At 40.4% G+C, this 24,553-nt stretch carries 29 protein-coding genes and 3 pseudogenes; 6 read left to right on the plus strand and 26 right to left on the minus strand.

Annotation, left to right across the window (positions count from 1 at the left end; genetic code table 11):
• Window positions 1-16: 16 nt before the first annotated feature.
• Window positions 17-1,039 (minus strand): aromatic ring-hydroxylating dioxygenase subunit alpha, encoded by a 1,023-nt coding sequence (locus HWQ40_RS25545; RefSeq protein ID WP_292783462.1) that lies wholly within the window; start codon window positions 1,037-1,039, stop codon window positions 17-19.
• Between the two features lie 122 nt (window positions 1,040-1,161).
• Here HWQ40_RS25545 and HWQ40_RS25550 point away from each other — a divergent pair, with 122 nt between their 5' ends.
• Window positions 1,162-1,386 carry a hypothetical protein gene (locus HWQ40_RS25550; protein WP_292783465.1) on the plus strand — a complete coding sequence of 75 codons (225 nt, stop codon included), beginning with the start codon at window positions 1,162-1,164 and terminating at the stop codon, window positions 1,384-1,386.
• Complete coding sequence (locus HWQ40_RS25555; protein WP_292783468.1) at window positions 1,386-1,799, plus strand: PIN domain-containing protein; 414 nt, start codon at window positions 1,386-1,388, stop codon at window positions 1,797-1,799. Before HWQ40_RS25550 ends, HWQ40_RS25555 begins: the two co-directional genes overlap by 1 nt.
• Before the next feature lie 16 nt (window positions 1,800-1,815).
• Here HWQ40_RS25555 and HWQ40_RS25560 read toward each other — a convergent pair.
• The 16 genes and pseudogenes from HWQ40_RS25560 to HWQ40_RS35740 form a co-directional block, all read right to left on the minus strand.
• Window positions 1,816-1,893, minus strand: a pseudogene (locus HWQ40_RS25560) (type II toxin-antitoxin system VapC family toxin); the annotation flags it as partial.
• Complete coding sequence (locus tag HWQ40_RS25565; protein ID WP_292783470.1) at window positions 1,890-2,135, minus strand: type II toxin-antitoxin system Phd/YefM family antitoxin; 246 nt, start codon at window positions 2,133-2,135, stop codon at window positions 1,890-1,892. The gene HWQ40_RS25565 and the pseudogene HWQ40_RS25560, both read right to left, overlap by 4 nt.
• A 163-nt stretch (window positions 2,136-2,298) precedes the next feature.
• Window positions 2,299-2,769 (minus strand): SMI1/KNR4 family protein, encoded by a 471-nt coding sequence (locus HWQ40_RS25570; RefSeq protein ID WP_292783472.1) that lies wholly within the window; start codon window positions 2,767-2,769, stop codon window positions 2,299-2,301.
• A 32-nt stretch (window positions 2,770-2,801) separates the two neighbouring features.
• Entirely contained in the window at window positions 2,802-3,086 is a 285-nt protein-coding gene (locus tag HWQ40_RS25575) for a 2Fe-2S iron-sulfur cluster-binding protein (RefSeq protein ID WP_292783475.1), read from the minus strand.
• An 18-nt stretch (window positions 3,087-3,104) separates the two neighbouring features.
• A complete protein-coding gene (locus HWQ40_RS25580) occupies window positions 3,105-4,310 on the minus strand; it encodes a P-aminobenzoate N-oxygenase AurF (protein WP_292783478.1) in 1,206 nt (401 codons plus the stop codon).
• Window positions 4,311-4,349: 39 nt separating this feature from the next.
• On the minus strand, window positions 4,350-5,255 hold the full coding sequence (locus tag HWQ40_RS25585) for a ferritin-like domain-containing protein (RefSeq protein WP_292783480.1): 906 nt from the start codon (window positions 5,253-5,255) through the stop codon (window positions 4,350-4,352).
• Window positions 5,239-6,300 (minus strand): aromatic ring-hydroxylating dioxygenase subunit alpha, encoded by a 1,062-nt coding sequence (locus tag HWQ40_RS25590; RefSeq protein WP_292783482.1) that lies wholly within the window; start codon window positions 6,298-6,300, stop codon window positions 5,239-5,241. Before HWQ40_RS25590 ends, HWQ40_RS25585 begins: the two co-directional genes overlap by 17 nt.
• 5 nt (window positions 6,301-6,305) lie before the next feature.
• Window positions 6,306-7,046, minus strand: coding sequence for a hypothetical protein (locus tag HWQ40_RS25595; RefSeq protein ID WP_292783484.1), 741 nt, complete (start codon window positions 7,044-7,046; stop codon window positions 6,306-6,308).
• A gap of 261 nt (window positions 7,047-7,307) precedes the next feature.
• Window positions 7,308-8,312: an aromatic ring-hydroxylating dioxygenase subunit alpha gene (locus HWQ40_RS25600; RefSeq protein WP_292783487.1), complete on the minus strand. Its 1,005-nt coding sequence runs from the start codon at window positions 8,310-8,312 to the stop codon at window positions 7,308-7,310.
• Window positions 8,296-8,742, minus strand: a complete 447-nt coding sequence (locus HWQ40_RS25605) for an Mpo1-like protein (RefSeq protein ID WP_292783489.1) — start codon at window positions 8,740-8,742, stop codon at window positions 8,296-8,298. Before HWQ40_RS25605 ends, HWQ40_RS25600 begins: the two co-directional genes overlap by 17 nt.
• Window positions 8,742-8,993, minus strand: coding sequence for a ChpI protein (locus HWQ40_RS25610; protein ID WP_292783491.1), 252 nt, complete (start codon window positions 8,991-8,993; stop codon window positions 8,742-8,744). Before HWQ40_RS25610 ends, HWQ40_RS25605 begins: the two co-directional genes overlap by 1 nt.
• Before the next feature lie 80 nt (window positions 8,994-9,073).
• Complete coding sequence (locus HWQ40_RS25615) at window positions 9,074-9,286, minus strand: type II toxin-antitoxin system HicA family toxin (protein WP_292783493.1); 213 nt, start codon at window positions 9,284-9,286, stop codon at window positions 9,074-9,076.
• Window positions 9,283-9,528, minus strand: coding sequence for a type II toxin-antitoxin system HicB family antitoxin (locus tag HWQ40_RS25620; protein ID WP_094352872.1), 246 nt, complete (start codon window positions 9,526-9,528; stop codon window positions 9,283-9,285). The genes HWQ40_RS25615 and HWQ40_RS25620 overlap by 4 nt, the downstream gene beginning before the upstream one ends.
• Before the next feature lie 432 nt (window positions 9,529-9,960).
• A complete protein-coding gene (locus HWQ40_RS25625; RefSeq protein ID WP_292783496.1) occupies window positions 9,961-10,338 on the minus strand; it encodes a helix-turn-helix domain-containing protein in 378 nt (125 codons plus the stop codon).
• 106 nt (window positions 10,339-10,444) lie between these two features.
• Complete coding sequence (locus HWQ40_RS25630; protein ID WP_292783499.1) at window positions 10,445-10,795, minus strand: hypothetical protein; 351 nt, start codon at window positions 10,793-10,795, stop codon at window positions 10,445-10,447.
• Window positions 10,796-11,032: 237 nt separating this feature from the next.
• Window positions 11,033-11,215 (minus strand): annotated as a pseudogene (locus tag HWQ40_RS35740) (DUF4365 domain-containing protein); the annotation flags it as partial.
• Window positions 11,216-11,702: 487 nt separating this feature from the next.
• Between HWQ40_RS35740 and HWQ40_RS25635 the strand changes: the two are divergent.
• On the plus strand, window positions 11,703-11,969 hold the full coding sequence (locus HWQ40_RS25635) for a type II toxin-antitoxin system RelE/ParE family toxin (RefSeq protein ID WP_292783551.1): 267 nt from the start codon (window positions 11,703-11,705) through the stop codon (window positions 11,967-11,969).
• 4 nt (window positions 11,970-11,973) lie between these two features.
• Window positions 11,974-12,288, plus strand: coding sequence for a helix-turn-helix transcriptional regulator (locus HWQ40_RS25640; protein ID WP_196511215.1), 315 nt, complete (start codon window positions 11,974-11,976; stop codon window positions 12,286-12,288).
• Between the two features lie 55 nt (window positions 12,289-12,343).
• Here HWQ40_RS25640 and HWQ40_RS25645 read toward each other — a convergent pair whose 3' ends face one another.
• The 9 genes and pseudogenes from HWQ40_RS25645 to HWQ40_RS25685 form a co-directional block, all read right to left on the minus strand.
• A complete protein-coding gene (locus HWQ40_RS25645; protein ID WP_292783503.1) occupies window positions 12,344-14,050 on the minus strand; it encodes an amidohydrolase family protein in 1,707 nt (568 codons plus the stop codon).
• Between the two features lie 24 nt (window positions 14,051-14,074).
• The gene (locus HWQ40_RS25650; RefSeq protein WP_292783554.1) at window positions 14,075-14,776 is read right to left on the minus strand and encodes a hypothetical protein; all 702 of its coding nucleotides are present in this window, start codon (window positions 14,774-14,776) and stop codon (window positions 14,075-14,077) included.
• Window positions 14,739-16,031, minus strand: coding sequence for an AAA family ATPase (locus HWQ40_RS25655; RefSeq protein WP_292783506.1), 1,293 nt, complete (start codon window positions 16,029-16,031; stop codon window positions 14,739-14,741). Before HWQ40_RS25655 ends, HWQ40_RS25650 begins: the two co-directional genes overlap by 38 nt.
• Window positions 16,032-16,211: 180 nt before the next feature.
• Window positions 16,212-16,547, minus strand: a complete 336-nt coding sequence (locus HWQ40_RS25660) for a XisI protein (RefSeq protein WP_292783508.1) — start codon at window positions 16,545-16,547, stop codon at window positions 16,212-16,214.
• Window positions 16,535-16,951 (minus strand): annotated as a pseudogene (locus HWQ40_RS25665) (XisH family protein). The gene HWQ40_RS25660 and the pseudogene HWQ40_RS25665 overlap by 13 nt, the downstream one beginning before the upstream one ends.
• A 13-nt stretch (window positions 16,952-16,964) precedes the next feature.
• Window positions 16,965-18,269 (minus strand): glycosyltransferase family 2 protein, encoded by a 1,305-nt coding sequence (locus HWQ40_RS25670; protein WP_292783511.1) that lies wholly within the window; start codon window positions 18,267-18,269, stop codon window positions 16,965-16,967.
• 8 nt (window positions 18,270-18,277) lie between these two features.
• Window positions 18,278-18,916 (minus strand): nuclear transport factor 2 family protein, encoded by a 639-nt coding sequence (locus HWQ40_RS25675; protein ID WP_292783514.1) that lies wholly within the window; start codon window positions 18,914-18,916, stop codon window positions 18,278-18,280.
• A gap of 331 nt (window positions 18,917-19,247) precedes the next feature.
• Complete coding sequence (metX, locus tag HWQ40_RS25680; protein ID WP_292783517.1) at window positions 19,248-20,327, minus strand: homoserine O-acetyltransferase; 1,080 nt, start codon at window positions 20,325-20,327, stop codon at window positions 19,248-19,250.
• 152 nt (window positions 20,328-20,479) lie between these two features.
• Entirely contained in the window at window positions 20,480-21,784 is a 1,305-nt protein-coding gene (locus HWQ40_RS25685) for an O-acetylhomoserine aminocarboxypropyltransferase/cysteine synthase family protein (RefSeq protein WP_292783519.1), read from the minus strand.
• 202 nt (window positions 21,785-21,986) lie between these two features.
• Between HWQ40_RS25685 and HWQ40_RS25690 the strand changes: the two genes are divergently transcribed.
• Both HWQ40_RS25690 and HWQ40_RS25695 read left to right on the plus strand, forming a co-directional pair.
• On the plus strand, window positions 21,987-22,883 hold the full coding sequence (locus tag HWQ40_RS25690; protein WP_292783522.1) for an AraC family transcriptional regulator: 897 nt from the start codon (window positions 21,987-21,989) through the stop codon (window positions 22,881-22,883).
• Window positions 22,884-22,991: 108 nt separating this feature from the next.
• A complete protein-coding gene (locus tag HWQ40_RS25695) occupies window positions 22,992-24,386 on the plus strand; it encodes a cytochrome P450 (protein ID WP_292783524.1) in 1,395 nt (464 codons plus the stop codon).
• The last annotated feature ends 167 nt before the right edge of the window (window positions 24,387-24,553 follow it).

Raw genomic sequence — 24,553 nt, forward strand, 5'->3', positions numbered from 1 at the left:
TAATTACGAATTATTCTTAAACCCAAAATGTAACTTTTACTGATTGATTTGGCAATAAACGCGGATCTTCTCCACGAGATATAGCTGCCATAATTGACTCTACAAATATATGAATTGTGTCCGCAGGCGTATTATAAAATTGTGTGCCGTATTTAGCGATCGCTTCCCCTTGAATACCCAAAATTTCCACGTCTTGGCGGATAATGTGTTGAGCAGTCCACCGCACAAAGGGACGTGCTAACTTATTCCAAATACCATAGTTATAGGTGACATCGGTGTAAACCAGAGTTGAATTATCGGTTTCTGGAATAGATTGACTGGTAATGAACAAATGGCGATTATGTGCCATCTTATACTCTACAGAGGTAATATTTGGCATATAAAAGCGATCGCTATGTTTAATCTCTGCACCCTGCAAATTCAGAAAACGGCTATACCATCCCAAATTACTGTTTTCGTTGCGATACTCCACCAAAACCGAACCATTCCACCGTTCAACAGTCATCTCTAACTTTTGTTGGCGGGAAGTACGGAAAACACCAGGATGAACAAAAGCCGTATGGGGAATATCAATAAAGTTCTCCGCACAATTAGTAACATTGTTAGCAAAATGGTTAATTACCCGCACCGTTTCCCATCCCGTTTGTCCGTAGTGAGGCATAGAAAAGGGTTCAAAATCAACGCTTGGGGTATCGGCTAACCGCACATAAACATAGCCATCTTGTTCTTTGGTAGCGTAACCCTTGGCTCGACGCTGTGGGGAAGGTTTGAAATCATCTCCTTCGGCTGGAACAGCAATAACGTTCCCAACTCCGTCGTATACCCAACCATGATAGGGACATTGTAAAGCACCGTTACAGATTTTACCTGATGATAGACGGCTATTGCGGTGTAAACAGCGATCGCGCAAAGCTACGGGTTGTCCATCTTCACCGCGAAATATCGCTAACCATTCTCCTAAAATGGTTCGTGGTAATACCTTGTTAGGTTCTAACTGTTCGCTGAGTGCGACAATGTACCAGAAATCTGCAAATTGCATGGTGGGTGGGAGCGATCGTATTTAAATTATGGCAATGTCTTGGCTAGAACTGCATTCCTGGATCTATCGAATTCCAAAAGAGCTAATTTACAATTAAAGGTGAGATAGGCTGAGATGGGAAAATGATCGTGACATTACAACAATTGCAAAAGCAGGTATTAGAGTTACCAATTAGCGATCGGTGGACATTAGTGCAGATCCTTTTGGAGTCGCTACAGCAAGAAACTAGTTCTAAATTGAAAAAGGGTAACTTGTCTCGACTGCGAGGGATCGCAAAAAGTACAGAAATATTAAGTGAAGATGTTGAAGTAGATTATGTTAACTATCTGACTGAAAAATATCAATAATGCGAATTTTAATTGATACAAACGTTGTGCTTGATTTTTTACAAGAGCGAGAACCTTTTGTAGAGGATGCGGCAAAACTGTTTGCAAAAATTGATGCTGGTGAAATCGAGGGATTTATTGCAGCAACAACAATTACTAACATCTATTACATTGTCCGCAAAGCAGCGGGTGCGATCGCTGCTCAAGATGCAATTGTACAAATTCTGACAGATTTACATATTTGTGCAGTCGATAGAGGAATTTTGGAACGAGCGCTCGCACTTAATTTTCAAGATTTTGAGGATGCGGTGCAGTGTGCTTGTGGAATAACACATGGGGTTGATGCGATCGTAACTCGTGATGCGTCTGGATTTGTCAGCGCGGGAATTTTAGTAATCGCACCAGGAGAGTTAGAAAATATTAGTAGTCAGTAAATGAAGCGATCCTGAATGCGATCGCCTCCTCATTCAAACGCTCTGGTTGGGCAAACCACCATAACCAGCACTGCGTATCTAGCAAAAGTTTCACTCCTCACCACCTTCAAATGCTGCTAACATCTCATCTGGTAAAGGGGCGTTAAAGTCCTCTGGCACTACAAAACGCCCTTTATCCTGTCCTAAACTATCGCGGCGATTTGATGAGGTGCGAAACGGAACCAACTTGGCAATGGGAATACCTCGATCAGAAATAATGATTTCTTCTCCATGCTCTACCCGCAATAAAAGCTGTGAGAGATTCGTTTCAGCTTGATGGATATTTACAGTTTCCATGATTTTATCTAAGTCTCTAAATTAAGTTTAACCAATTCATCCTTCCAGTCTGCAAATTTCAACATTACGGCGAAATAAGCTTTTTTAATTCGCTTTTACTGGGTACAAATACAACCTTCTTGGTTAAGAGGAAAACTGATTTTCAATTTGATATGGCAAATATCTAACTTGCTAGAGTCATTGAATATTTTAAATAAAGCTCGATTTCCACTGCTATAAAATCACTAAATGTATCATGGATTTTAACAAAATAAGGCTCTTGCTGCCCCTCGCAATATGAGTAAGTTGGTGGATTATCACCTTCTGACAGCCTGAAAAAGCTAAACTGATAACCCTCGTGCATGAAAAATACAAAAGTATCCTCTGGCAAAGCTTCAGGAAAATCATTTTCTACCAAAAGTTGTTTAGCCCATTCTTGAATTTGCGGTAGATGTTGGTAAAAACAATCTGAACCACGCAAAAACTTCCCAGCACCATGCCCCATAATCTTGAGAAAGTCTTTGTAATTACTGGGTAAACTAATACCTTGTTGTTGTTCAAATTGAATGATTTCCAAATCTGAACATGGCGAAAGCTGATTATCGTTAAAAATAAGCTGAAGTGGTTCGGGTAAATTGCGAGTTGACAAATCCATACTTGCTCTTTTAGTTGTTTTTAAATCACCATCTAAATCTTACGAATTTCAACATTACCTGTAACATCAAGCTGACAAGCTAACCGCGCATGAGGATGATTAGCCACTAAAGTTTCCAACATTTCCTGTTCATCAGGTTGAGGTGGAGGAATATCACCAATAACCTCAACCAAACAAGTGCCACAAATACCAGTCCGACAACCAAACAAAACAGGTGAATTCTGAATTGTGAGATGTTCAGATAAATTTTGATCACATTCCAAAGTGATAGGAACAAAATCACTTCCCGGAAACGATATCTTACAGAAGTCAGCCATAATACGCAACAATATTACCTAAACAACACTCTTCCATTCCTCTCTGTGGCTCTGCGTATCTGCATGAGATAAAATCAAATCCTCTTGATGCTCAAAACTTTGAAAAGCCCTTTTTTGAGTCGCCAAATATCGAGAAATTGAATTAGTACCTATCAGTGACATATCCCGATTACGTTGCCAAAGATAATCGATTTTTTCAACATACACCTGATAAGATTTCATCGCCTCCTGATGAGTTGAAAAACTGCGCTGCAATCCTTCAGACTCCTCCGTAAAACAACGCCGCATCATTTCTTTAGCATCCTTGTGACTCATCTCAAAAATCGGCGATCGCAACACCCGATAAATCTTGCCATACAGCGCCGGATCGTACCAAAAAATCCCGTTAATCGCAGCCGAAAAATGAAAATGATCGCGTTGACATCCTAGCAATCCTAAATTAGCAACCAGTCGCTCAAAAGCAGTCGGTGGCTTAAGGCAAGTGACAACATCGTGCGATATAATTGTCGAACTATTGAAGTGAAAACTTTCATCCATGAAGTGATAATAGGAGACTTTCGCAGGAATTGGAGCAGCTTCAGAATGGGGATATTTTTGATAATAATTGCTGAGTTTGTGCTGTACTAACTTGCCGTTTAGTGTCCGCACTCCCCGTACTGTGAAATACTGACAAGCCAAAAAAGTATTATTCGCAGAAATTAGCCCAAAGTATTGAAGTTGAATTTTTTTCCACCAAGTTTTTAGGGCATTGGTGTCAGCATAAACCATCGTTTCTGTAAAGGGGCCGCGCATAGGGTAGGTAAAGATAAGTTCCCCAAACAACGCTTGTTCAACCTGTTTGGCAATTGTGCGGAAGGCGTTAATGTGCGATCGCTCTTGGCAGGATTCCAAATCTAAGGTATCGCAGATTAAGCGAAAATCTTCTTGAGCGTAAAGTCCAGCTGCACTGGTTTGATTGAAAAAGATAGTTGCAATTTCAGCAGAAACAATTTGTGAGTAGTAAGCTACCCAGTAAAGTTGGTTCAAAATTATACGCTGATGTTGGCTAGACTGTTCCCATAAAGGTGTACCGTATAGCAGGGAAAATTCCTCTGGGTTCCAATACTCGTTTTGGCAATCCTCATAGCGAAAATTGGTAACTGCTTCATCCATTAAAGAAGTATGATCTTGCTGTTTGTTGCGGGTGTGGTTAATTTGTAATTTGCGATGAATAGTTTTTTCCATATCCGTTTTGCTTTAACGCAGAGATAAGATTAATATTTATTACACACATTGATGGGCGGGGAGGGGTTCAAAGGCTCCACGTTCTTCTAAATTTTGCAGGATAGACTGGGCTGATTTTATCCCCATGAGCGATCGCAATATTTGTAATCGCGTTCCGCTATGAGTCTCTGTATCTAGTTCTTCTAAGATTTGGATTTTTTGCGATCGCGTCAGATGTCCTTTCACTTGTTCGACTGCTGTTAGTAGGCTTTGTGGCCCCACCTGCACCATAAACAAAAACTGTGCCAATACATCGAGAATTGTTGTTTGACTCAATGCTGAAACAGTAATTTGATTAAACAAGGTGGTTCCCGTGGCGTGATGACGGGATTCAGATTGTAAAAAACTGGAAAAAAGTTCTGCTAAAACTGGATAGCAACATTCCTTTGCTAAACGCCGATAATGACTTAAACCCCATCCTTCTAAAACGACTTGCAGCACAAACAACAAAACTGTTTTATCTGCACTTTCAACCACTTCTGATAGTAAGTGCAAAAACGGATCATCCGTGCTAGTTACTTCCATTTCTGGTAAAAAATGGCTAACTTGGTGAAGGTGGGTAGCTTCATCAGCCGTAAACAATGCATAAAGCATTCGTTCTTCAACTGTTTCTGCTAACAGTACCATTTTTGCCATGTAGCCAACCCCTGCTTTCTCGATAAAATATGATTCTTCTAACAGGCTGCGGTTGGCAAGTTCCAGAATAGCAGATTGTTCAGTAATATTAGATTGTTGGAAAATTTTAACTTTATATAATTTAAAAAAATCAGCATCCCAATAATTTAATTCTGGGTAATTAGCATAATTATTATGATTAGGTAATGCTGCTGTTAATATACGTCGCAAACGGTCATCAGAATCTGTATGCGGTAAGTCAAAACCGACAATGTTATATTTTGAATCCATGTTCAGAGCTAGGTGTTGATAGGGTTTGAATATTTTGATAATTAACAGTGTCCCAAGTTCCCCAAGTTAAAGCTTTCTGGTGATTAACATGCTGAATAAATTCCAGAATAGATTGATCTGCTTTAGTGGGAGTCTTTAAATCAAACTGAATTCTTTGAAATACCTGTGTATCCCCTTTGGCGAAGTAATTACCAACCTGTTGGGTTAACCATAACAAACCACGATTTAAAACCCATCCCCAAAATCCCGGACGCTTGGGAGTGACAAGAATTGTTTGCCCTTCAGTTTTACCACCTTCTATCATTCGCAGTGTAAATATAATGTAGAAGTGCAGAAAATCTGGGCCTAGCGTCACAGTGCCAGTGCTGCCATACCAGTAACACATACTATAAGTAACTTCATTGCGATATAGAGGACGAATCAGGCGGATTAACCAAGAATTATCCCCTCCCCGTGTAGTATTGCTGAAGGTAATAGCGTTGGGGTTGAGGTCTTGGGAATCAAATACAATCTCCAAGGGCAGATTGTGTACTGTATTGAAATGGTGAGCATCAATCGCATTAATTAGTAACACATTGGGATGGCAGTTTTTGACAAATCGAGTCCCCAATATATAATCGCAATCTGCCTGTTCTAATTCTGGTACAAAAGGCAGCGAACTTGGCTTTTCTTCTCCCGTCCAAACCCAAATTATGCCGTATTTTTCTGCCGTGTGCCAAGTTTTAATACACACAGGTAACGGTTTTCCAAGAGAAGGAACATCTACACAAATTCCGCGCTCATTGTATTTCCAATTATGAAAAAAACAGCGAATATTGTCATCTTCTACCTTACCCTGTGCTAAATGTGCGCCCATGTGTGGACAATAAGCATCTATCGCTACTACCTGACCACTAACTCCCCGATAAATTGCCAGATTTCTACCTAGTAAAGTTATTGCTTTAACCTTGCCAAGCTTTAATTTTTTTGATGGTAATGTCCAGTACCATCCCTCTATAAATTGTGTTGAGTTGTTAAAGTTTAAGTATGGGTCAGTAGATGGCATAAAAATTAAATAAGAACACAATCTTGCACAAATTTTAACGATGATTCTGACTTCCACATCCGTTGTCCAGAACGAGTGAGATTGTCATAATTAATTTCAGTTAAACAAACCAATTCATCACCTAACCGATAGCCAGGGTTTTTTTCCTCGAAAAACTGGATATGAGGATTAGTTTGTCGTCCTGATGGAATTTCAATCAGCCCTTCGCGTAAAATTTGAGGATGCGGAAACCGAACAATACCAGTTGCTTCTTGATATAAGCTACCATAATATTCCTGTGCTAAATTCCCCATTAGATGCTTAACATCGGGAGGTATTGTGACATCATAACGCGGATAGAAATCTTGCCAAAAAGTAGGAAGAAAACGATAAGTGCGAAAGCCAGAGCAAATTAGCAGCCAGTAAAGTTTATTTTCTGCATAGTGTTGACGCAGAAAATTAACGGCAGCAATCCAACTACGTGGTAGTGTTGTACTCGACCAAGCACTAGGATCAACAATAGTGTCGCCGGAATATACCACACTGATTTTTTCTCCCAAAAAAGTCTTTTGGCATAATATCAGAGTTGAAAATCCTTTGACTGCATTGGATGTCTCATCTCTCAACAACAAAACCCAGTTTTTGCGCTCTAGATCAATTTCAAACCCATCCCAGGTTATACCTTTAAAGTGATTTTGCAGCAGCGCATACATGGCGGTGCGATCGCTTGGCTGCAAATTTTGAACAGGAATCAGCAAACTCTTCATTATTCGTAAATTACCTAGACTCGATTTGTATTATATTTAATTAAAACTTTATCGACCATTTTGGTAAATTTACGGTGTAATGTGACAGATTCCAGAATGGTTATCTATGCTACAATTCTGTATTCACATCTTGCACCTTCTCAATATAGAGTTGATGGAAATCCCCCACTCTACAAAATAATTAAGATGTATTTAGATTGAGAAACAAAATGCAACATTACCAAAGCTTTTGTTGGGTTACGCGATCGCTAATCTAACCTACTATTCTACACCTCTATTTTTTGACCATCGAGACGGTTTTAGCTGATTTACATACTCCATATATTCAGCTAATGGCCGATCGATACTAAGGAGCAATTTCGGATTAAAGCGAATATTGTTGTAAATTTTGCCATCCTCATCTCTGAGCATATAGTAAGCCAAGCGAGTACAAAATAGCAAAAACTGACTTAGCAGATATCCCACAATACCTTGACGTTTTTCAGTTACATAAATCGGTTGAATTATCGTTCTTCCAGGTGCAATTGGAGTATAAGCATATATCATATATAGTGGGGGGAAAAGCCTAACATCCTTCATCATTGTCAACAAACCAATGCAACCATGAGCATAACGCATTGAATACTGATATGTAGAACCAAGAAATCTTTGACCTAACTTTTCTCTCCAAGTAGTTTGAGGGAATTGTCCCCGCATTGTAAAGTCAATTTGCGTCCCCAATTCACTGCGATGTAGCGACAGATCCATTTTGATATCTAAATGATGAATTGTTTTTAAATGTTGAGCATCAATCCCATTCATCATACAGATATGGTGATGGCAACTTCTTGCAAATGCAATATCAGCTTGTGCAACAATTTCTTTTCCCTTCAATTCATCAAAATCAGCCACTCCCTCTGGTGCTTTAGCATCTGGATAAATCCAGATAAATCCATATTTTTCCTCTGTTGCATAAGCTTGTAATTTAGCTTGAGTAGGAATTTCTGATTGACAAGGAATATTTTGACAAAGCCCTGTTTCATCAAATGCCCAATGATGAAATGTACAACGAATCCAATTACCATCAACCTTCCCAATGCCTAAATCTGTCCCCAAATGAGGGCAGTAAGCATCTAAAGCGCGTACTTGCCCATCTTCACCTCTAAAAATGGCAATTTTCTGACTGCACACTTCTACAGACTTAGCTGTTTTTTTAGGTATTTCATGAGTAGGACAGGCAATATACCAACCCTTAGCAATTACATTCCAATTATTGAATATTTGCATAATTGTTTGATAGATAATTATTTAATATTTCTTGTCGTTGGCAAATATCATCTCGATATTTACCTGTCAAAATTCTAAATAACATTTTACCTAAACAATAAGAAGCCCGCCAAGAAAATACAGCATCTTGTAAATCAATATGGCTACGCTCAAATAAAAAATGTCCAGTTAATCCGACCAATTGAGTTAACGGTAAGCCCAAGAGCAACCAAAAGCTTTGCAATTTCCAAGTATAAAAGAGTAAACCGTAAAAAAAGAATATCCCCAAAATGTGTAGAGTAATATTAATTGGATGCTGATGTTTAAGAATAAAAATATCCCAATAGTCTGTAAAAGGATGATCCAGAATTTGATTATTAATCCGATTTATCAAACTTTGTTGAGGATTAGAATTCATCTCAAAACCTGACCAAATTTCACCTCGCTGCATCACCAATTTTCTTCAGATATCGTATAGGCTTGTAGCCTTACAAACAATGGATTAAGGCTGCTGTCTTCATCGGCATATACGGTATCTAACTGTTTAGTAATTTGCTCCGGTTTATGCGATCGCAAGTATTCTTTAAGTGCTACAGCATAAAGCTGACTACGGGATAACCCCATAAGTTTTGCAAATTCTTCAGCAGCTTCAAAGAGAGGATCAGGAATGGAAATCGCTGTTTTCATAGATTGGTATAACATTAGTTATACCCTCATGCTATCGATTTTTTGTAATGAGGGCAATTATACAATCCCCTACTCACAGCAGGTACAATGATTGGTTATGTCTCTTCAAAGTCAGACCACTCAATTCCTAGTTGTTTTATAGCTGCTCGTAATGTTCCTAGTTTTAGATCGCGGCCACTCCAGTCAGGAAGTACAGTTGCTTTCTGCGTAATTGGATTAAACCACTTCCTATGCGAGCCTCCACCACGTCTGGGAATTTCTTCACATCCAAGCCTAGATAATTTCTTGGCAACTTCTCTATAGTTCATTTGGTAGAGATAATTGTTTCTATCAAGGCTGGTGAGTTTTGGTCTACAGATTGTAGGTTGTGAGGAAGCTCTTTACCTAAATCTTCATAGACTTCAAGAACCGCTTCAAATGCATCTCTAGCATTCACTAAAACTTCGTCCACAGAGTTCCCCTCAGTTATCAGTTCTGGCAAAAGCGGAGAAGTTACCGTAAACCCACCCTCTGGCTGAGGTGTAAGTAGTAGTGGAATTTTGTAGAGCATAACTAGATTTGTTTATTTACTGATTTCAGGTTAACAGCATCATAGCATTGCCAAAATCGTCGGGTTGTGTAGTGCATCAGATTTCGTTGCTATACCCTGTTTGAAACTCAGCGATCGCACTTTATCCACGGTAGGCATCGCTTTCATAAAAATAGTGCTTTATATTTCGTTAACATAGCCTACAAGAACAAAGAGCGATATAATTTATACCTTAATAGTCATTGTCAGCCACACAAATACCTTTACATTTAATACCGTTCGTAGCAGTACGCTGGCAATGAGGACATAGAACTTTTTCGTTTTCTATTTCTTCATTTATTTTTATACTAGTGCTTTCCTGTAGCTTGTCTTCGTCGGTCTGAAGTTTTACATTCATAAAAATAGAGGAATTTTTCACGGTTTAATATTTCGTCGCTTTTTTCTGGTCATTATTTAAGCAGAGGTTTGCACTGAATCATAAGGCTGGATTAGAATCTCAGCCGGAATACCTAACTCTTGATTTAACTTCCGAATCATCTCCAAGGTCAAGGAGCGTTTACGAGATAGTATCTCAGATACCCTCGCTCGACTGCCAAGACATGACTCCAAATCACGACGAGACCAGCCACGGGTATCCATGTAGTATTGAATTGCTTCGATAGGATCGGGTTTTTCAATAGGAAAATGTGCCTTTTCGTAAGCTTCTACTAAGGTACTCAGCACATCTAATCGATCGCATTCAGGTGTATTAGGGACGGCATCAAACAGCAACTCAATTTCTCGAAGAGCTTCCTGATAGTCAGCTTGGGTTCTAATTGGACGTAATTCCATACATCAACCTCTATTTATATAGAGTCACTTGAAGAAATGCTAAATTTTATCCCGAATTAAGTCTAACGTTCCTAATCAGCGATCGCACTTGACCATATTCCACACCTTACATTCCATAATACTTACTACTGAATCCTACTGACAGAGGTGCGCCCTCATACTGGCAGGATATGCTGACCTTTAACTTCCTCTTGTGGTCATAATAGGTGTGAAAGTGCGTCTGTTTGCGGACTAGTTCTAACTCGGATGGATTAATACTAAGTACACCCAAGATTTGCTCAGAATCGAACGGGCAGCTTTGACTCCAGGGCGCAGTCTTTTTGATTTCAACATCCACATAGCTGATAAAGTTTCCTTCTGCCTCTAGTACCATGTGCGATTGCTCAGAGTCAATGATAATGTTACCCACTTCATTAGGCTTCCCCCCAACCGCTTTTGCAGCTTCTGTGATAGACATTCCAATATACTGGAAAGGACGATGGAAGGGTGCAATCACTATATCTAATCCAGAATTAATAGCTCTCTCTATAGCATCTGCGAGAGTCAACGTTCCAAGATAATTGCCATGCTGAGGAGTAACAGAAGCCTGTGAATTAACTATTGAAACTAATTGAGATGGTAAAGAGTTTATATCTTGCTCAAAACGGTTTTGAATAGAAACCGGGAGCGATACCTTTTTTTGTTTTTGCCAGTTTTTCTCAAGTGAACTAAGAAAATCTTTTGGAAAAGACCAATAAAAAATGTAATTTTGGCAGTCAACAATAATTAAGAATGTGGGATTTTTCTGAAGTAACCAATAATTAAGAGTCGTAACTGCAATAGGAACTGTAATTGAAGTGCCTTTTACTTCAGCTTCTTCTGTCCCTTTACATTGAATGTTAAATAACTTTCCAGTTGGGTACTACTCCCTGCATAATTTCACAGATAAAATCAATGCCAAGATCCAGTTCTTGAGGAACAGGAATAACAATGCAAAATTTAGTAAAAATTGATTTGAGGAAGTCCGCCGCACTTTGGCCGATTCTCTGAGACTTTGTACGTTTTGGTAACTTGGTCATCACAGTGTTATAAATTTTCTCATAATCTTAACTCAACTACTATCTAGGATGATAAATAGGTAGGAGTAGCAATACCTGAAGTAGAACTAATAAGGAAACAAAACAGTTCTCAACTTTTCACGCCCCAAGCGATCGCTCACCTTACCCACACAAACAACCTGAATCCCATTAATATAAGTTCCCTTTAATCGGTATATTATATCGATATATCAGATATGATATAAATACAGTCTGGGAGATCAAAGTAAGCCTTTAGTTTGGTTACATGGTGAAGTTAAAACCCCACCTTTCACTCAAGAAGCACGCATAGAAGCGGGTGTTATCCTCAGACAATTACAGGAAGGTGAATCCCTTGGGTTGCCACATTCACGCCCTATGCCAAGTATAGGAATTCACTGTCATGAATTACGTATTCGAGATGCAGATAAAAACTGGAGAATCATTTATCGAATTGATGACGATGCAATTTTGATTGTTGAAGTCTTTAATAAAACAACGAGAACAACATCCAAGAAGATAATTGAGGTTTGCAAAAAGCGTCTGAGCAAATATGATACCGATCAACAGGAGTAATGTGATGGATCAAGCTAAGAGAGAACGTTTGGAATCTAAAGGCTGGAAAATTGGCACAGTTTCAGATTTTTTGGAGTTAACACCCGAAGAAACTATCTTGGTTGAAATTAAGCTAGCTCTCAGCCAAAACTTAAAGGAGCGTCGGCAAAAACTGATGACTCAAAGTGAACTCGCTGCTAAGATTAGTTCCAGCCAACCTCGGATTGCTAAAGCTGAAAATGGCGATGCTTCAGTATCAATTGAATTGCTGATTCGGGCAATGTTAGCAACAGGTGCAACTCCTCAAGATATTGGGCAGGTAATTGCTGGTGTGGGGTAAAAGCAATTCAATACTAAATTCTCAAACTTCTCTTTGCACCTCTGCGTGAGATACTTCAACAAGGAAACAAAACAGTCCCCAACTTTTCACGCCCCAAGCGATCGCTCACTTTACCCCGACAAACAACCCGAACCGCATTAATATAAACAGCTTGCACAATCTCATCTGAACCACGCTTAACCATCCGAGGTTCACCATCTAAAACGGGATCTGATATCTGCACCTGCGGGCTAATTGGCTGATTTAAAGCATTGGGATCGAGTAAAACTATATCCGCTTTCGCACCAACTTTGAGAACTCCCGTATCAAGACGAAACCAACCAGCAGGTTCTCCGGTAACGCGGCAAATTGCAGCTTCAGGTGAAAGAAACTTCGTTGCAACTGCTTGTTTGAGCAAAGACAAAGCTCCATCATAGTAGCCCAGGTTGCGGACGTGAGCGCCAGCATCGGTAAAACCAGGCAAAATATGGGGATGCTGCATCATCGCTAAACGAGGTTTTAGGCGATCGTTTGCTCCTGTCGCCACCCAACGTAAATCTGTATCGTATTTTTGTAATGCGTGGATAAATAAATCTACTGGTTCTTGTTGCTTTTGACGCGCAATTTCTGCAAAACTTAACCCTTGCCAACTTGCTTCGGGACAGTGAATAACTTCCATCAAATCTAACTGACGATGGAATGATTTACGCCATTTACTCAGCCATTCTTGGCGAAACTGACGACGAAAAATTTCCGATGCCCATAGTTGTTGCCTTTCTTCTCGTGACTGACAGCCATTGAGTTGTGCGCCTGTGGAGAATTCTTCAAATAAGGGAGTCACAGATCCATCAGAGTAAATGGTGAAGGGTTCGGTTAGGGTTTGAAAGCGGACATTACCATTTAGAAGCCGATTCCAAATAAAAAGTAGGGGGGAAAATATTCGCCATAGGTTGCGATCGTGTACGGCATCTAAAGCTGAGAGGACAGTTAGCCGGAGGGGTTTTTGTCCAATCCCTGAACCCATACGCAGAATATCTACAAAGGAAGCAAGTCGTTGTAAATTGGGTGTGACTTGAAAAACGCGTTGGCTACGCCGACAGAGATTAGCTAACATTGCATATTCTTTAAATTTGGCATGTTGAGAAGGAATTGTGCAGCCTTGCCATTCTCCACTCATCCGATGCCAGGGAAACATATCAATAGAAATGCCAATAAAGCCAGCGTCTAAAGCATCTCTGGTTATGCGCTGCATAAGTTTTAGTTCAAATTTTGTCGGCTGAACGGTTAAACTGCGTTCTAATCCCATCACATGAGCGCGTAAGGCACTGTGTCCAAACATTGCGGCAACATTGGGGCCAAGGGGTAACTGTTGCAAATGCTGTAAATATTCTGCTGGTGTCTGCCAGGAAACCGACTTTTTCAACCATTTTGCGATCAGCCGATGGGAAAGTGTCTCTACCCTCTGAAAAATATCAGCCAAGATTTGGGGTTGTGCGATCGCAACAGACAAGCTACAGTTACCAATAACCACGCTGGTAACACCATGACGAACTGATTCGCTCAATCCTGGTGCAATTTCTAACTCTAAATCGTAATGGGTATGAATATCTATAAATCCAGGTGTCACCCATAACCCAGAAGCATCAACCACTTCACGCGCTGGCATATTTAAGGAGGGTGCAAGGGTGACAATGCGGCCGTTTTGAATGCCGATATCTCTGCGAACAGGTGGAGAGCCTAAGCCATCGAAAATTAACCCGTTTTGAATCAGCAAATCTAACATGATTGTTTGTTGCCCTTGTTTGCTCTACTGCCCACTTAAACGTCGAAGCTGATCTCGAAAATAGCAGAAGCTTGGTGATTGATTATTGTCAATGTCCATAAGGGGAGATATCTTTTCAGCCAAAGTTGCTTTCTCTTTACCAATTGCCTGATAAGCAAGTTTAGACAACTTTTGGCGACCACCAGAATATACTGCGTCAGCTAACTTCTCCCATGTGCCACAAATCTCATCGTTGGTGTATGAATTTAGAACTGCTTGTTTTGCACTCGGATAAGCTGCCTTCACTGCTGCTAAATCACCTAAGTACCATGCTTCTCCTTCCTCAATAGCGACGCAAAATTGTGTTTTTGGCTTAGGATTACAATAATTTACGAGTTCAAGTAGTTCTTTGCGAAAAGCACTCAGGCATCGGTCATCAAGATCGCAAATGATGATGAGGACAGCGTGATAATCAGGAGGATAACTAGCAAATGTTTTACCATAGCCTTGAATAAGTCGCGGCAATTGATCGAGCAAAATTCGTTTGTTGGCATCAGAAGTAGATTTTAAACCTTGAGGAATATGCCCTATTCCTTTGTAAGCATGGATATTAAATGTGTGTTGTTCAGTGTTAATAATTTTTGGGACAAGAATGTCAAGAGCAGTTTTGCCGGAAATATCCTCAACGAGTATTTCAAAGTGCATATACTCACCTTGCATCCAAGTAATCGCTATACCAAAGTCCACCAAGGGGCAAACCTTCAGAAACAAGGTTATTGATCAGAGGATCTTCACTAGCTCGCTTAATTTTAGCAAATCCATCCTCGCCCTTTTCCAAGACCCAAACCTCGTCAGGTTCAAGGGCATCTACAAAATATGGTTGATGTGTTGTCACAAATATTTGTGATCCACCTTTCTGACCTGTAGCGTGTTCTCTAAATTCTCGCGCTAGGGTTTCTAAAAGTTTATGGTAAAGTCCATTTTCTGGCTCTTCTATGCACAAAAATGGTGGTGGCGAGGGTTCTTCTAACAGGAGAAGATAGGCAAATACCTTAAGTGTTCCGTCTGACATTTGTTGAGCATAAAATGGGTCTTGAAAACCCTTGTCATTGAAACGCAGTAGGAGTCTTCCATCTGGACTTCTTTCGGTACTAATTTTATTTATACCTGGAATTTTACTAGATATCTTTTCAAGTATGGATTGAAACTTTTTAGGATGTTCTCTCTCCATAAACTGAACTACATTACCCAGATTATCGCCATGAATATTCAGATGCTTTTGTGGCCCAGCCAGAGGCAAACTTCGTGCAGCATCTGGAGTAAAATAGCTTAAATACCATCCTTCAATAAATCTACGAAATACAGAAATTCTTGGGTGTTGTTTGAGTGAACCCAAAGTTGCAATTCCCAGTTTTCGCTTATCGTCAAGTTCAACTACCTCAGTTTCCTTACTTTCCTCTTCCCCTTCACCTCTCTGTATTTTTTCTATTAATTTTGACAAATCAAAATCACCTTTTTCTTCCTCAACTTGTTTGCCTTCTTGTTCACCTTTCCATGCAATTCCTCTACCTTCATTGAGTATTAGAAAAGAAAAAGGTTGTCCCTTGCTTTGTCCTTTTATTCGTTGTCTGAGTCTTTCCCTCTTTACATAAGGTCTTCCAGAGGAGTCAATATCTATTGCCAACTCATAGGTAATTGGCCGGGCATTACGATCTTCTTTATAATAAATATCAAACTCAATACTTCCCTCTTGTCCTTGGGAACGAATTCTCTCAAAGCCCCCACGGCCACGAGAATCGCACGCTTCCTCTACTCCATTTTTCAAGCAGTCTGCAAGAAAGCCAAAAGTGTCGAAAATGGTGCTTTTTCCCACACCATTTTTACCGATGACGGCTGTCATTGACGTTAATGGCTTGGCATTCTGTGTGTTCCACAACTTTCCCAAGGTGATATCACGAAGAACTCTGTAATTTCTTACCCTAAAGCCTTCTACTTTAGACATTTAAGCCCCTTTGGTCAACTAAAAGTAATCCTACGATTTGCTCCAATTATCTGACAATTCGATAAATTTAACACTATATTTGATTTTATTTATGCCATTCCACCACGATGCTCAGTTTTAACCCAGTGCGTAGTTTACCGCCGTAGGCATCGCTCATTCTTCCGATTTTCTCGGTTAAACTTATGCAACACCATATCCCGTATATTGCCTGACATTTTGCGGGTGAAATCCTAAGACAATTTTATCTTTAGGAATTCCGGCAGCTTCTAATTCGTAGGTAACACCATCTTCTGTATCATCCCGTTGTACCCATATTTTGCCATCAATAATGTCAATATGAACTAAGCAACTGTGAATTCTTTTAGCACCGTCCCAACCAAGAGTTATCAGTAGATAGCTGTCATTTTCACTATCAAAGACTGTTTTACACTCAATAGCTGCATAGGAATAAGGAATTTGTGTATAAGGTACTAATACCTCTTTGATGATGCGTCGATAGTTATCTAAGGTATCCATTGGATAATCCTCTCAGTTTCAGGATTGAAAACAAGTAAATTTAAATTTTCACTTTCTATTAAAAGTGTACCAATTGGTTCCTCGAATAAAGCTGTGAATACGCTGTTACGCACTGCTAAATATAATATTCTATCAGGTTATAGACGACTGATAACAGCACGATGCAGAATAAATCCGCCGATGGCATTTTTGAGGTCTGCCATTTCTGAAGGACTGACAAAACTTTTAATTTCTACAGCTATTTTTTTAGTTCCTTTTTCTGCGGCTAAAAGTTGTTTTGCTCCTAAATCTACATACATATCTTTTTGACCCCATTTTAAATGTAGGGGGTCATCTGTAATTATCCAACCTTCTTTAATTAAGGAATTTTTAACAGTATCGTGATAGATATCTTTTGCAGGCATATTAAATGTTATTTTATTGGTTGCCAGAATCACTGTCAGGATTTTGACCAAGATGCTCAGTTTTAACCCAGCGCGATCGCTCCTTTTGCACACACATTTTTAAAGTTGTTAGAATCATCACAGGAATCCAATGAATCATGTAGAATGACCCTTGAATTGTTGCCCAAACCAAAGACCATCCTCGTAAATTTTGAAATTGGTAAATTCCAGCAATAAAAGCAATTATCAAAATGATGCTGAGTAGTGTTTGCAGTGGAAATAGAACTGGATGATGGCTATAAAATATAGTCCAAAGTAAATCGGTGATTAGTCCAATTGGTAGAAGAAATTGCAATAGAAAAAACAATAATAAATCAATTCCTTTTGCCCAACCTAAAGTAAGGATTTGCGGAAAATAATCTAGGTAACGCTGATAGCCACCTTCAGCCCAACGACAGCGTTGATGCCAAAGTTTTTCCCAAGTAGTTACACCTTCTTCCTGAATTGATGGAACTGTAACAAAGTCAATTTCTGCACCTGCTAAATAGAGTTTGAAACAAAGATCCAAATCATCGGTGACAGTGTTCTCATTCCAACCTTGACACTTTTCTAACAATTCCCGACGAACTAACATCCCATTACCCCGCAGTTCAGACATGCCACCAATAGCAATGCGATGGGTTTGCAGAAAACTATCACAGCACATTTCCATCTGCTGGCAATGGGTTAAGAAATTGGTATTAGCATTAGAAATCGCTTTTCGCACTTGCACTGCACCGATAGCTTGCTTCTGAAACAGAGGTACTGTTTGCCGGAGAAAATTGGCTCTTAACTGAGCATCCGCATCACAGACTAGAATAATCTCCCCTTGGGTAAAGGGAAACACTGCATTCAATGCGCCTGATTTACCACCTTTTGATTCCCGTCGATAAACTTGTAAAGCTGGAAATTGAGTTTGTAATTCTTTCAAAACCTGGGGGGTTTCATCGGTACTGCCGTCATCAACGACCCAGATATCTAGGGAATCGCTGGGATAATTCAAGTGGCATAAGCTGTAAACTAGATTAGCCAAGACTGGACTTTCATTTTTAGCCGGAACTAAAATCGAGACTGGCGGTAAATAAATCTCACTCTCCATTACCGCCGCCGCTGGTTTTGCTAACAGCATCCGTAACGTTTGCACAGTCAGGATTGATGTTAATCCCAGGATCAACCATTGTGTTTCTGGTAGCCAGTGCAGCAAACTCACGCCACCCCAGACTAATAAAACTACTATGGTTGCTTTCAGACGGCGATGAAAGCTAATATTTTTACTGGGCTGATAGGTGCTTCTTCCCACTTTATTTGCTATATCCTTTCGGTTCGTGGCTTGGTTCTGCGACGTAATAATAGCATCGTCACTGCTCCCAGAAGGAAACCGCCCACCCCTGCTGCAACTGCTAGAATCCGCCCCAATTGTTGAGCAGCATTCAACACTGGGTTATTCAGCAGATTGGAGGAGAAATGCAGCGATTGAATCGTCCATTTATCTTGGAGTTTTTGCAGCACTGCTGTCCATCGCAATGCCATATCAGTGGCTTTGCCATCTTTGAAAGAGAAAGATGCGATCGCTTCTCCAGAGGCAACATCTATTTCTGGAGTGAGAAATGTTCTGAGAGGATCTCCCTTGAGTTGCATTTTGATATCTTTAATGGAACTGGAAAACTGCTGATTCCAGTACTTTTCAAACTCAGGAACTTTGTTAAAAGTCTGATTATCAACTGTTGTAATTGTGAAATTTGGGTGCAAGTAAGGCTGTATTTTGGCAAAATCGCGAGTGTTTAGGGCTTGCAGGGCAATATCCCGTGTGCGAATAATTGCATTTATCTCCTGTGGGTTGACATCTGCCAAAGCGTATTGGGGTAGATTCCAAATTACCAACAGTAACAAAACACTCCAAAGTAGCTGAGTGCATTTGTATATGCTTGCCCATCTCTGTTTTATCATCTAAAAAACCTGTAGATTGGGTGATGCTTACCGATAATTTTTTAATGTTACTACCCACATTTTGCCACTTCTGTTGGCTGGTGCTGATTAAAAGAATTTTTACCAGCGATCGCAATCTGGTATACTATCTTTTCGTTGGCGCTGTCGCAAAATCTCAACTCCCGCGACTGTCGCCACGCTATAAATTGTTTCCATATATAAAATTTACCCACCTGTAGCGATGTCTACGACTGACTGTGATGCTCGATAGCGCAAGATGCGATCGCCTTTTTAACTATCATAATTTCATCTCAAAACTCGAAACACCAAGCTTTTTTCTCAATACATCGAGTTAGGAAACTGAGAAATCTAAACTTTGCCGAAAAGAGATTAGTATTTCATTTAATGCAGCCATGTCAATTAAAAATGCATCATGTCCGTGGGTTGACTTCAGCCACGCCAGTTGAGCATTAGGGATTAAATTTGCCAATTCTTGTTGTTCTACTGGAGGATAGAGGATGTCAGAATCAATTGCAACAACTAAAGTTGGTTGCTGGATGCTTTGCAAAATAGATTCATAATCTGACAAATCAGAACTGGTGCGATCGCGTGCAATATCGTGGCGATCCATTGCGTGGGTAAGGGTGATGTAAGTGTTAGCATCAAATCGTTCTGTTAGCTTTTGACCCTGATGCTGTAAGTAACTGGCTATAGTAAACTGCTCAGATGCATCATACTCGCGTCCAAAGCGGCTTGTAAAACTATCCCAAGAACGGTAAGTAGACATCGCCATCATCCGCGCTACTGCTAGTCCTTGGTTTGGCGGCGCATCCAGAGTGTAGTTCCCTCCTTGCCAGTTTGGATCGGCATAAATTGCCTGTCTTTGGGCTTCACTTAATCCAATACACCAAGCTGAATGTCTGCCAGAAACAGCAATGGGTGCAATTCCTTCCACCTTTTCTGGATATAACAACGCCCACTCCAGTGCTTGCATCCCACCGAGTGAGCCACCAATTACTAACCGCAGAGATTGAACACCCAGGTATTCTAGTAGTACAGCTTGCAGGTGAACCATATCTCGGATTGTAATCTTAGGGAAGGATACACCATAAGGGTTTCCCGTTGTTGGGTTGATAGTAGTTGGCCCACTTGTGCCGTAACAACTTCCCAAAATGTTGCTGCATACAATAAAGTCGCCTTCTGGATTGAAGGCTTTCCCTGAACCAAACAAAGGCTCCCACCAATCATCAGCGTCAGCGGAACCAGTTAAGGCATGACAAATCAGTACCCCATTATCGCGTTGAGCATTTAACTGTCCCCACGTGCGATAGGCAACCTGAACCCCAGTTAATGTTTCGCCGCCTTCTAGTTGAAATGGCATCGTCAGTTGGTAAAACTGGGTTTGTGGTGAGATAAAGTCTGAGTAGATCATATCTAGGAGTGGGGAGTGGGGAGTGGGGAGATGAGGGGGATGAGGGAGCAGAGGAGCAGAGGAGAAGTTGCAGTAAGTTTTTCCCCTCTGCCCCTCTGCACCTCTGCTTCTTGTGCCCAATGCCCAATGCCCCATTCCCAATTTATTGAGAACTAAATCCTAACTTGCTGGAATGCCTGCTGGAAATCCTCTTTGATATCGTCGATATGTTCAATTCCCACCGATACTCGCACTAAGTCGGGTGTCACACCTGCTGAAAGCTGTTCGTCATCACTTAGTTGTTGATGGGTTGTGGAAGCGGGATGAATAACGAGGGTTTTAGCATCACCAACATTTGCTAAATGACTTGCTAATTTCACATGATTAATAAAAGCTTTACCTGCCTCCAATCCACCTTTAATGCCAAAGTTTAAAACTCCCCCAAAGCCATGCCGAAGATATTTTTTCGCTCGTTCATGATATGGGTGATTAGGAAGCCCCGGATAATTAACCCATAATACTTGCTCTTGCTGCTCTAACCACCGAGCTAATTCTAGTGCATTGCTCACATGACGATCTACACGTAAAGAGAGAGTTTCTAATCCTTGCAGTAAAAGAAAGGCATTAAATGGACTCAAGGACGGGCCAAAATCTCGTAACCCCTCTACTCTGGCGCGAATAATAAAGGCAATGTTGCCAAAGGAACCGCTAGGGCCAAACACTTCTTGGAAATTTAGCCCATGATAACCGGGTGCTGGCTCAGTAAATAGAGGAAATTTGCCATTACCCCAGTCAAATTTACCCGAATCGACAATTACGCCACCAATGGAAGTACCATGTCCACCAATCCATTTAGTTGCAGATTCCACTACGATATCTGCACCATGTTCAATGGGCCGAGCTAAATACCCACCAGCACCGAAGGTATTATCTACAATTAAAGGAATGCCGTTTTCGTGGGCAATGTGAGCTAAAGCCGCAAAGTCGGGAATGTTAAATTGGGGATTGCCAATGGTTTCAACGTATAACGCTTTCGTGCGATCGTCGATCGCTTGACGAAAACTTTCTGGGTCATCTCCCTCAACAAACTTGACGTTAATACCTAAACGTGGTAAAGATACTTTAAACTGGTTATATGTTCCCCCATACAGAAAACTAGTGGAAACAATATTATCCCCAGCCTGAGCAATAGTACTGATTGCCAAGAATTGCGCCGCTTGCCCACTAGCAGTTGCTAATGCTGCTACACCTCCTTCTAAAGCAGCAATCCGCTTTTCAAATACATCCGTCGTTGGGTTCATGATGCGGGTGTAGACGTTGCCAAATTCCTGGAGAGCAAATAACCGCGCTCCGTGGTCGGCGTCGTCAAAAACGTAGGAAGTAGTTTGGTAAATCGGTACAGCACGAGCATTAGTTCCAGGAGCCGGCTCTTGTCCAGCATGAACTTGCAGGGTTTCAAAACGATATTGTTCTGACATAAGCAGTTATTTGAGTTTCCAATTATACAAACATGTAATAATAATTGAGCCTTGTTTTGGATGAATCAACTGTAATCTGGAAGGCTTACCGTATTTTAACTGGTTGCGCCCAGGATTCCTCATCTTTAGCACAACAAGTTGGAAAATAGAAAATGGCAATTAACACCTCTTAATTTATATTAAAAAAAGCGTGTGAGTCGTCATGCAAATAGACCAGCCTTTTAGAATTAATGCTGCCCAACCAGACAAACTCAAACAATTCCTTCCCAAACCTTTAATTATTTCCAGCCCAGTTGCAGGTTGGAATGGTTTTTATTTTGCCTATCATCGCCAGTCAAACTATCAACTTCCTGAGACATCGCCTTTTCAGCACATTATTACCATTTACAGTAGAGAGTTTGAGGCAAAATTAAAAATTAACGGACACTGGCAAAGTAAATCCTATGCAGCAACTGATGTGGGGATTTTTCCTGCTCATCAAATTTCTCCAGCAGTGCAATTTGAACAGGAATTAGGGTTTATTCACTTTGGTTTTGAACCAGCGATGATTACTCGTGTTGCCTACGAGTCAGTAAATACTGATGCCGTTGAAATTGTACAACAACTGCAAACTCACGATCCATTGATTCAACAAATTGGACTGACACTCAAGCAAGAAATAGAAACTAGTGGATTTGATAGTTCCCTGTATATAGAGTCAGCAGCAAATCTGCTGGCGGTGCATTTATTGAAACGCTACTCCACGCATAAATTTATCATTCGAGAATACACAGGTGGATTACCAAAACATAAATTAAAAGAAGCGATCGCTTATATCAACGATAACTTAGAGCAAAATTTGTCACTTGCAGAAATTGCTGCGATCGCACAGATAAGTCCGCATTATTTTGCTAGCTTGTTTAAGCAATCAATGGGAATAGCGCCTCATCAATATATCACTAAATGCCGAATTGAAAGAGCAAAATATTTACTTGCCAAGCGAGAATTATCAGTTATACAAGTCTCCCAACTAGTAGGATTTCAAAGTCAAAGTCATTTCACCAAGGTTTTTCGCAAATATATCGGCATCACTCCTCAAGCATTTAAGAAGCTACACTAAATTTTTCGGAAGATAACGCTAGTTTTCGGAAGATTGCGTGAGACAGCACAATCTTGTTAAAGCTAGACTCAATAGTTATCACCACACTTTCAGTCCATAGTCAAAAAAATGACACAATTAAAACCAGCCGAGGAAATGCCCGGTAGCTTTGGGCTACCCATTTTAGGTGAAACTCTCCGATTATTTGCTACCCAAGGATGGGGGCTGACAAAAAACTACCAACGCTACGGGCCCGTTTTTAAAACCAGCATTTTAGGAAAGAAATATGCAGTTTTGGTAGGGGTGGAAGCAAATCGACTAATTTTGCAAGAAAAAGCCGATCATGTATCTTCCTACTTAGGATGGAAAGTGGCTATGGAGCATATTTTCGGACAGCCAATGATGCTTCAGGATGGCGAAGAACATCGTCGGACTCGTCGCTTAATGGCTCCAGCATTTCATAGTAAAGCGATTGCTAACTATTTTGATGTTATGCAAACTGAAGTTAACAAGTGCCTAGAAAACTGGGTGCAAGGCAGTCCAATTTCCATCAAAAATGAATTTAATCAGTTAGCATTGCGAATTGGGATTCGGCTATTATTAGGTGTTCAAATACAAAGCGAAGTTGAGCAAGTCGAACAGTTGTATAATACTTTGACGCAGGGAGCATTGGCACTATTGCGGTTAGATATACCGTTCACAAAATATGGTCGTTCCCAAAATGCTCGTCGTCAGTTGAAAGCTTTCTTACAAAAAATTATCAGCGAACGCAAACTTCAAGGGAACTTAGAGGAGTCTTGTGATGTATTAGGATTGTTTTTGGCAGCAGTAGATCAAGAGGGAAATGCTTTAGCCCAGTCGCAGATCGTAGACGAACTGATACACTTATTAAATGCAGCGCATTTCACTACTGCTACATCCTTAACGTGGGCAATGGTTGAATTGGTAGCGCGTCCACAATGGCGTGAGAAACTCCGCCAAGAACTGACAGAAGTTGTCGGAGATGAACCTTTGAATTTGGGACACCTCAAGCAACTTAATCAAATGACTTATTTTTTCAAAGAAATAGAACGACTTTACAACCCCGCAGGTGTAGTGCTGTTTCGGGGAGTTGTAAAAGAAATTGAATACGCAGGTTATCGCATTCCTCCCGGTTGGGTGGTGATTGTTGCTCAAGGATTAACGCATCGCATGAGCGAGATTTATACTAACCCAGAAAGTTTTGATCCAGAACGCTTTGCCCCTCCCCGCGAAGAAGATAAAAAAGACTCCTTTGCTTTAATTGGTTTTGGTGGTGGCGAACATATATGCATTGGCATAGAATTTGCCAAGATGGAAATGAAGATTTTTTTGGCAATATTGCTGCAACGATATGATTGGAAAGTGACACCAGAATATGAACCTAATAACTATTATCAACCACCATTTCAAGTAGAAGGAAAATTACAGGCGCAAGTCACGTCGCTTTGCTCCGAATTCAAAATTCAAAACTCAAAATTCAAAATTAATAATCCCGATAAATAAATTTAGTTGCTCTGTATCATGAATCTGTTTCGGTCAGCAACCTCGATCTGAGAAACTAAACTCAATATCAGCCTGTATCTATTGCTAACTTACTCACTTAGTTTTTTATTTTGGTTCTTCATTACTTGTTATGCTAAAGTAATAAATTAAGTCCAGTTTAATAAACA

The sequence above is a fragment of the Nostoc sp. NMS9 genome, from assembly GCF_017114995.1.
GTDB lineage: Bacteria > Cyanobacteriota > Cyanobacteriia > Cyanobacteriales > Nostocaceae > Nostoc.

Bases quoted from the DNA above. Each gene is read 5' to 3' on its own strand.
- HWQ40_RS25545 (WP_292783462.1), bottom strand. From the start codon at position 1,039: ATGCAATTTGCAGATTTCTGGTACATTGTCGCACTCAGCGAACAGTTA.
- HWQ40_RS25550 (WP_292783465.1), top strand. From the start codon at position 1,162: ATGATCGTGACATTACAACAATTGCAAAAGCAGGTATTAGAGTTACCA.
- HWQ40_RS25555 (WP_292783468.1), top strand. From the start codon at position 1,386: ATGCGAATTTTAATTGATACAAACGTTGTGCTTGATTTTTTACAAGAG.
- HWQ40_RS25565 (WP_292783470.1), bottom strand. From the start codon at position 2,135: ATGGAAACTGTAAATATCCATCAAGCTGAAACGAATCTCTCACAGCTT.
- HWQ40_RS25570 (WP_292783472.1), bottom strand. From the start codon at position 2,769: ATGGATTTGTCAACTCGCAATTTACCCGAACCACTTCAGCTTATTTTT.
- HWQ40_RS25575 (WP_292783475.1), bottom strand. From the start codon at position 3,086: ATGGCTGACTTCTGTAAGATATCGTTTCCGGGAAGTGATTTTGTTCCT.
- HWQ40_RS25580 (WP_292783478.1), bottom strand. From the start codon at position 4,310: ATGGAAAAAACTATTCATCGCAAATTACAAATTAACCACACCCGCAAC.
- HWQ40_RS25585 (WP_292783480.1), bottom strand. From the start codon at position 5,255: ATGGATTCAAAATATAACATTGTCGGTTTTGACTTACCGCATACAGAT.
- HWQ40_RS25590 (WP_292783482.1), bottom strand. From the start codon at position 6,300: ATGCCATCTACTGACCCATACTTAAACTTTAACAACTCAACACAATTT.
- HWQ40_RS25595 (WP_292783484.1), bottom strand. From the start codon at position 7,046: ATGAAGAGTTTGCTGATTCCTGTTCAAAATTTGCAGCCAAGCGATCGC.
- HWQ40_RS25600 (WP_292783487.1), bottom strand. From the start codon at position 8,312: ATGCAAATATTCAATAATTGGAATGTAATTGCTAAGGGTTGGTATATT.
- HWQ40_RS25605 (WP_292783489.1), bottom strand. From the start codon at position 8,742: ATGCAGCGAGGTGAAATTTGGTCAGGTTTTGAGATGAATTCTAATCCT.
- HWQ40_RS25610 (WP_292783491.1), bottom strand. From the start codon at position 8,993: ATGTTATACCAATCTATGAAAACAGCGATTTCCATTCCTGATCCTCTC.
- HWQ40_RS25615 (WP_292783493.1), bottom strand. From the start codon at position 9,286: ATGAACTATAGAGAAGTTGCCAAGAAATTATCTAGGCTTGGATGTGAA.
- HWQ40_RS25620 (WP_094352872.1), bottom strand. From the start codon at position 9,528: ATGCTCTACAAAATTCCACTACTACTTACACCTCAGCCAGAGGGTGGG.
- HWQ40_RS25625 (WP_292783496.1), bottom strand. From the start codon at position 10,338: ATGGAATTACGTCCAATTAGAACCCAAGCTGACTATCAGGAAGCTCTT.
- HWQ40_RS25630 (WP_292783499.1), bottom strand. From the start codon at position 10,795: ATGTCTATCACAGAAGCTGCAAAAGCGGTTGGGGGGAAGCCTAATGAA.
- HWQ40_RS25640 (WP_196511215.1), top strand. From the start codon at position 11,974: ATGGATCAAGCTAAGAGAGAACGTTTGGAATCTAAAGGCTGGAAAATT.
- HWQ40_RS25645 (WP_292783503.1), bottom strand. From the start codon at position 14,050: ATGTTAGATTTGCTGATTCAAAACGGGTTAATTTTCGATGGCTTAGGC.
- HWQ40_RS25655 (WP_292783506.1), bottom strand. From the start codon at position 16,031: ATGTCTAAAGTAGAAGGCTTTAGGGTAAGAAATTACAGAGTTCTTCGT.
- HWQ40_RS25660 (WP_292783508.1), bottom strand. From the start codon at position 16,547: ATGGATACCTTAGATAACTATCGACGCATCATCAAAGAGGTATTAGTA.
- HWQ40_RS25675 (WP_292783514.1), bottom strand. From the start codon at position 18,916: ATGATAAAACAGAGATGGGCAAGCATATACAAATGCACTCAGCTACTT.
- metX (WP_292783517.1), bottom strand. From the start codon at position 20,327: ATGATCTACTCAGACTTTATCTCACCACAAACCCAGTTTTACCAACTG.
- HWQ40_RS25685 (WP_292783519.1), bottom strand. From the start codon at position 21,784: ATGTCAGAACAATATCGTTTTGAAACCCTGCAAGTTCATGCTGGACAA.
- HWQ40_RS25690 (WP_292783522.1), top strand. From the start codon at position 21,987: ATGCAAATAGACCAGCCTTTTAGAATTAATGCTGCCCAACCAGACAAA.
- HWQ40_RS25695 (WP_292783524.1), top strand. From the start codon at position 22,992: ATGACACAATTAAAACCAGCCGAGGAAATGCCCGGTAGCTTTGGGCTA.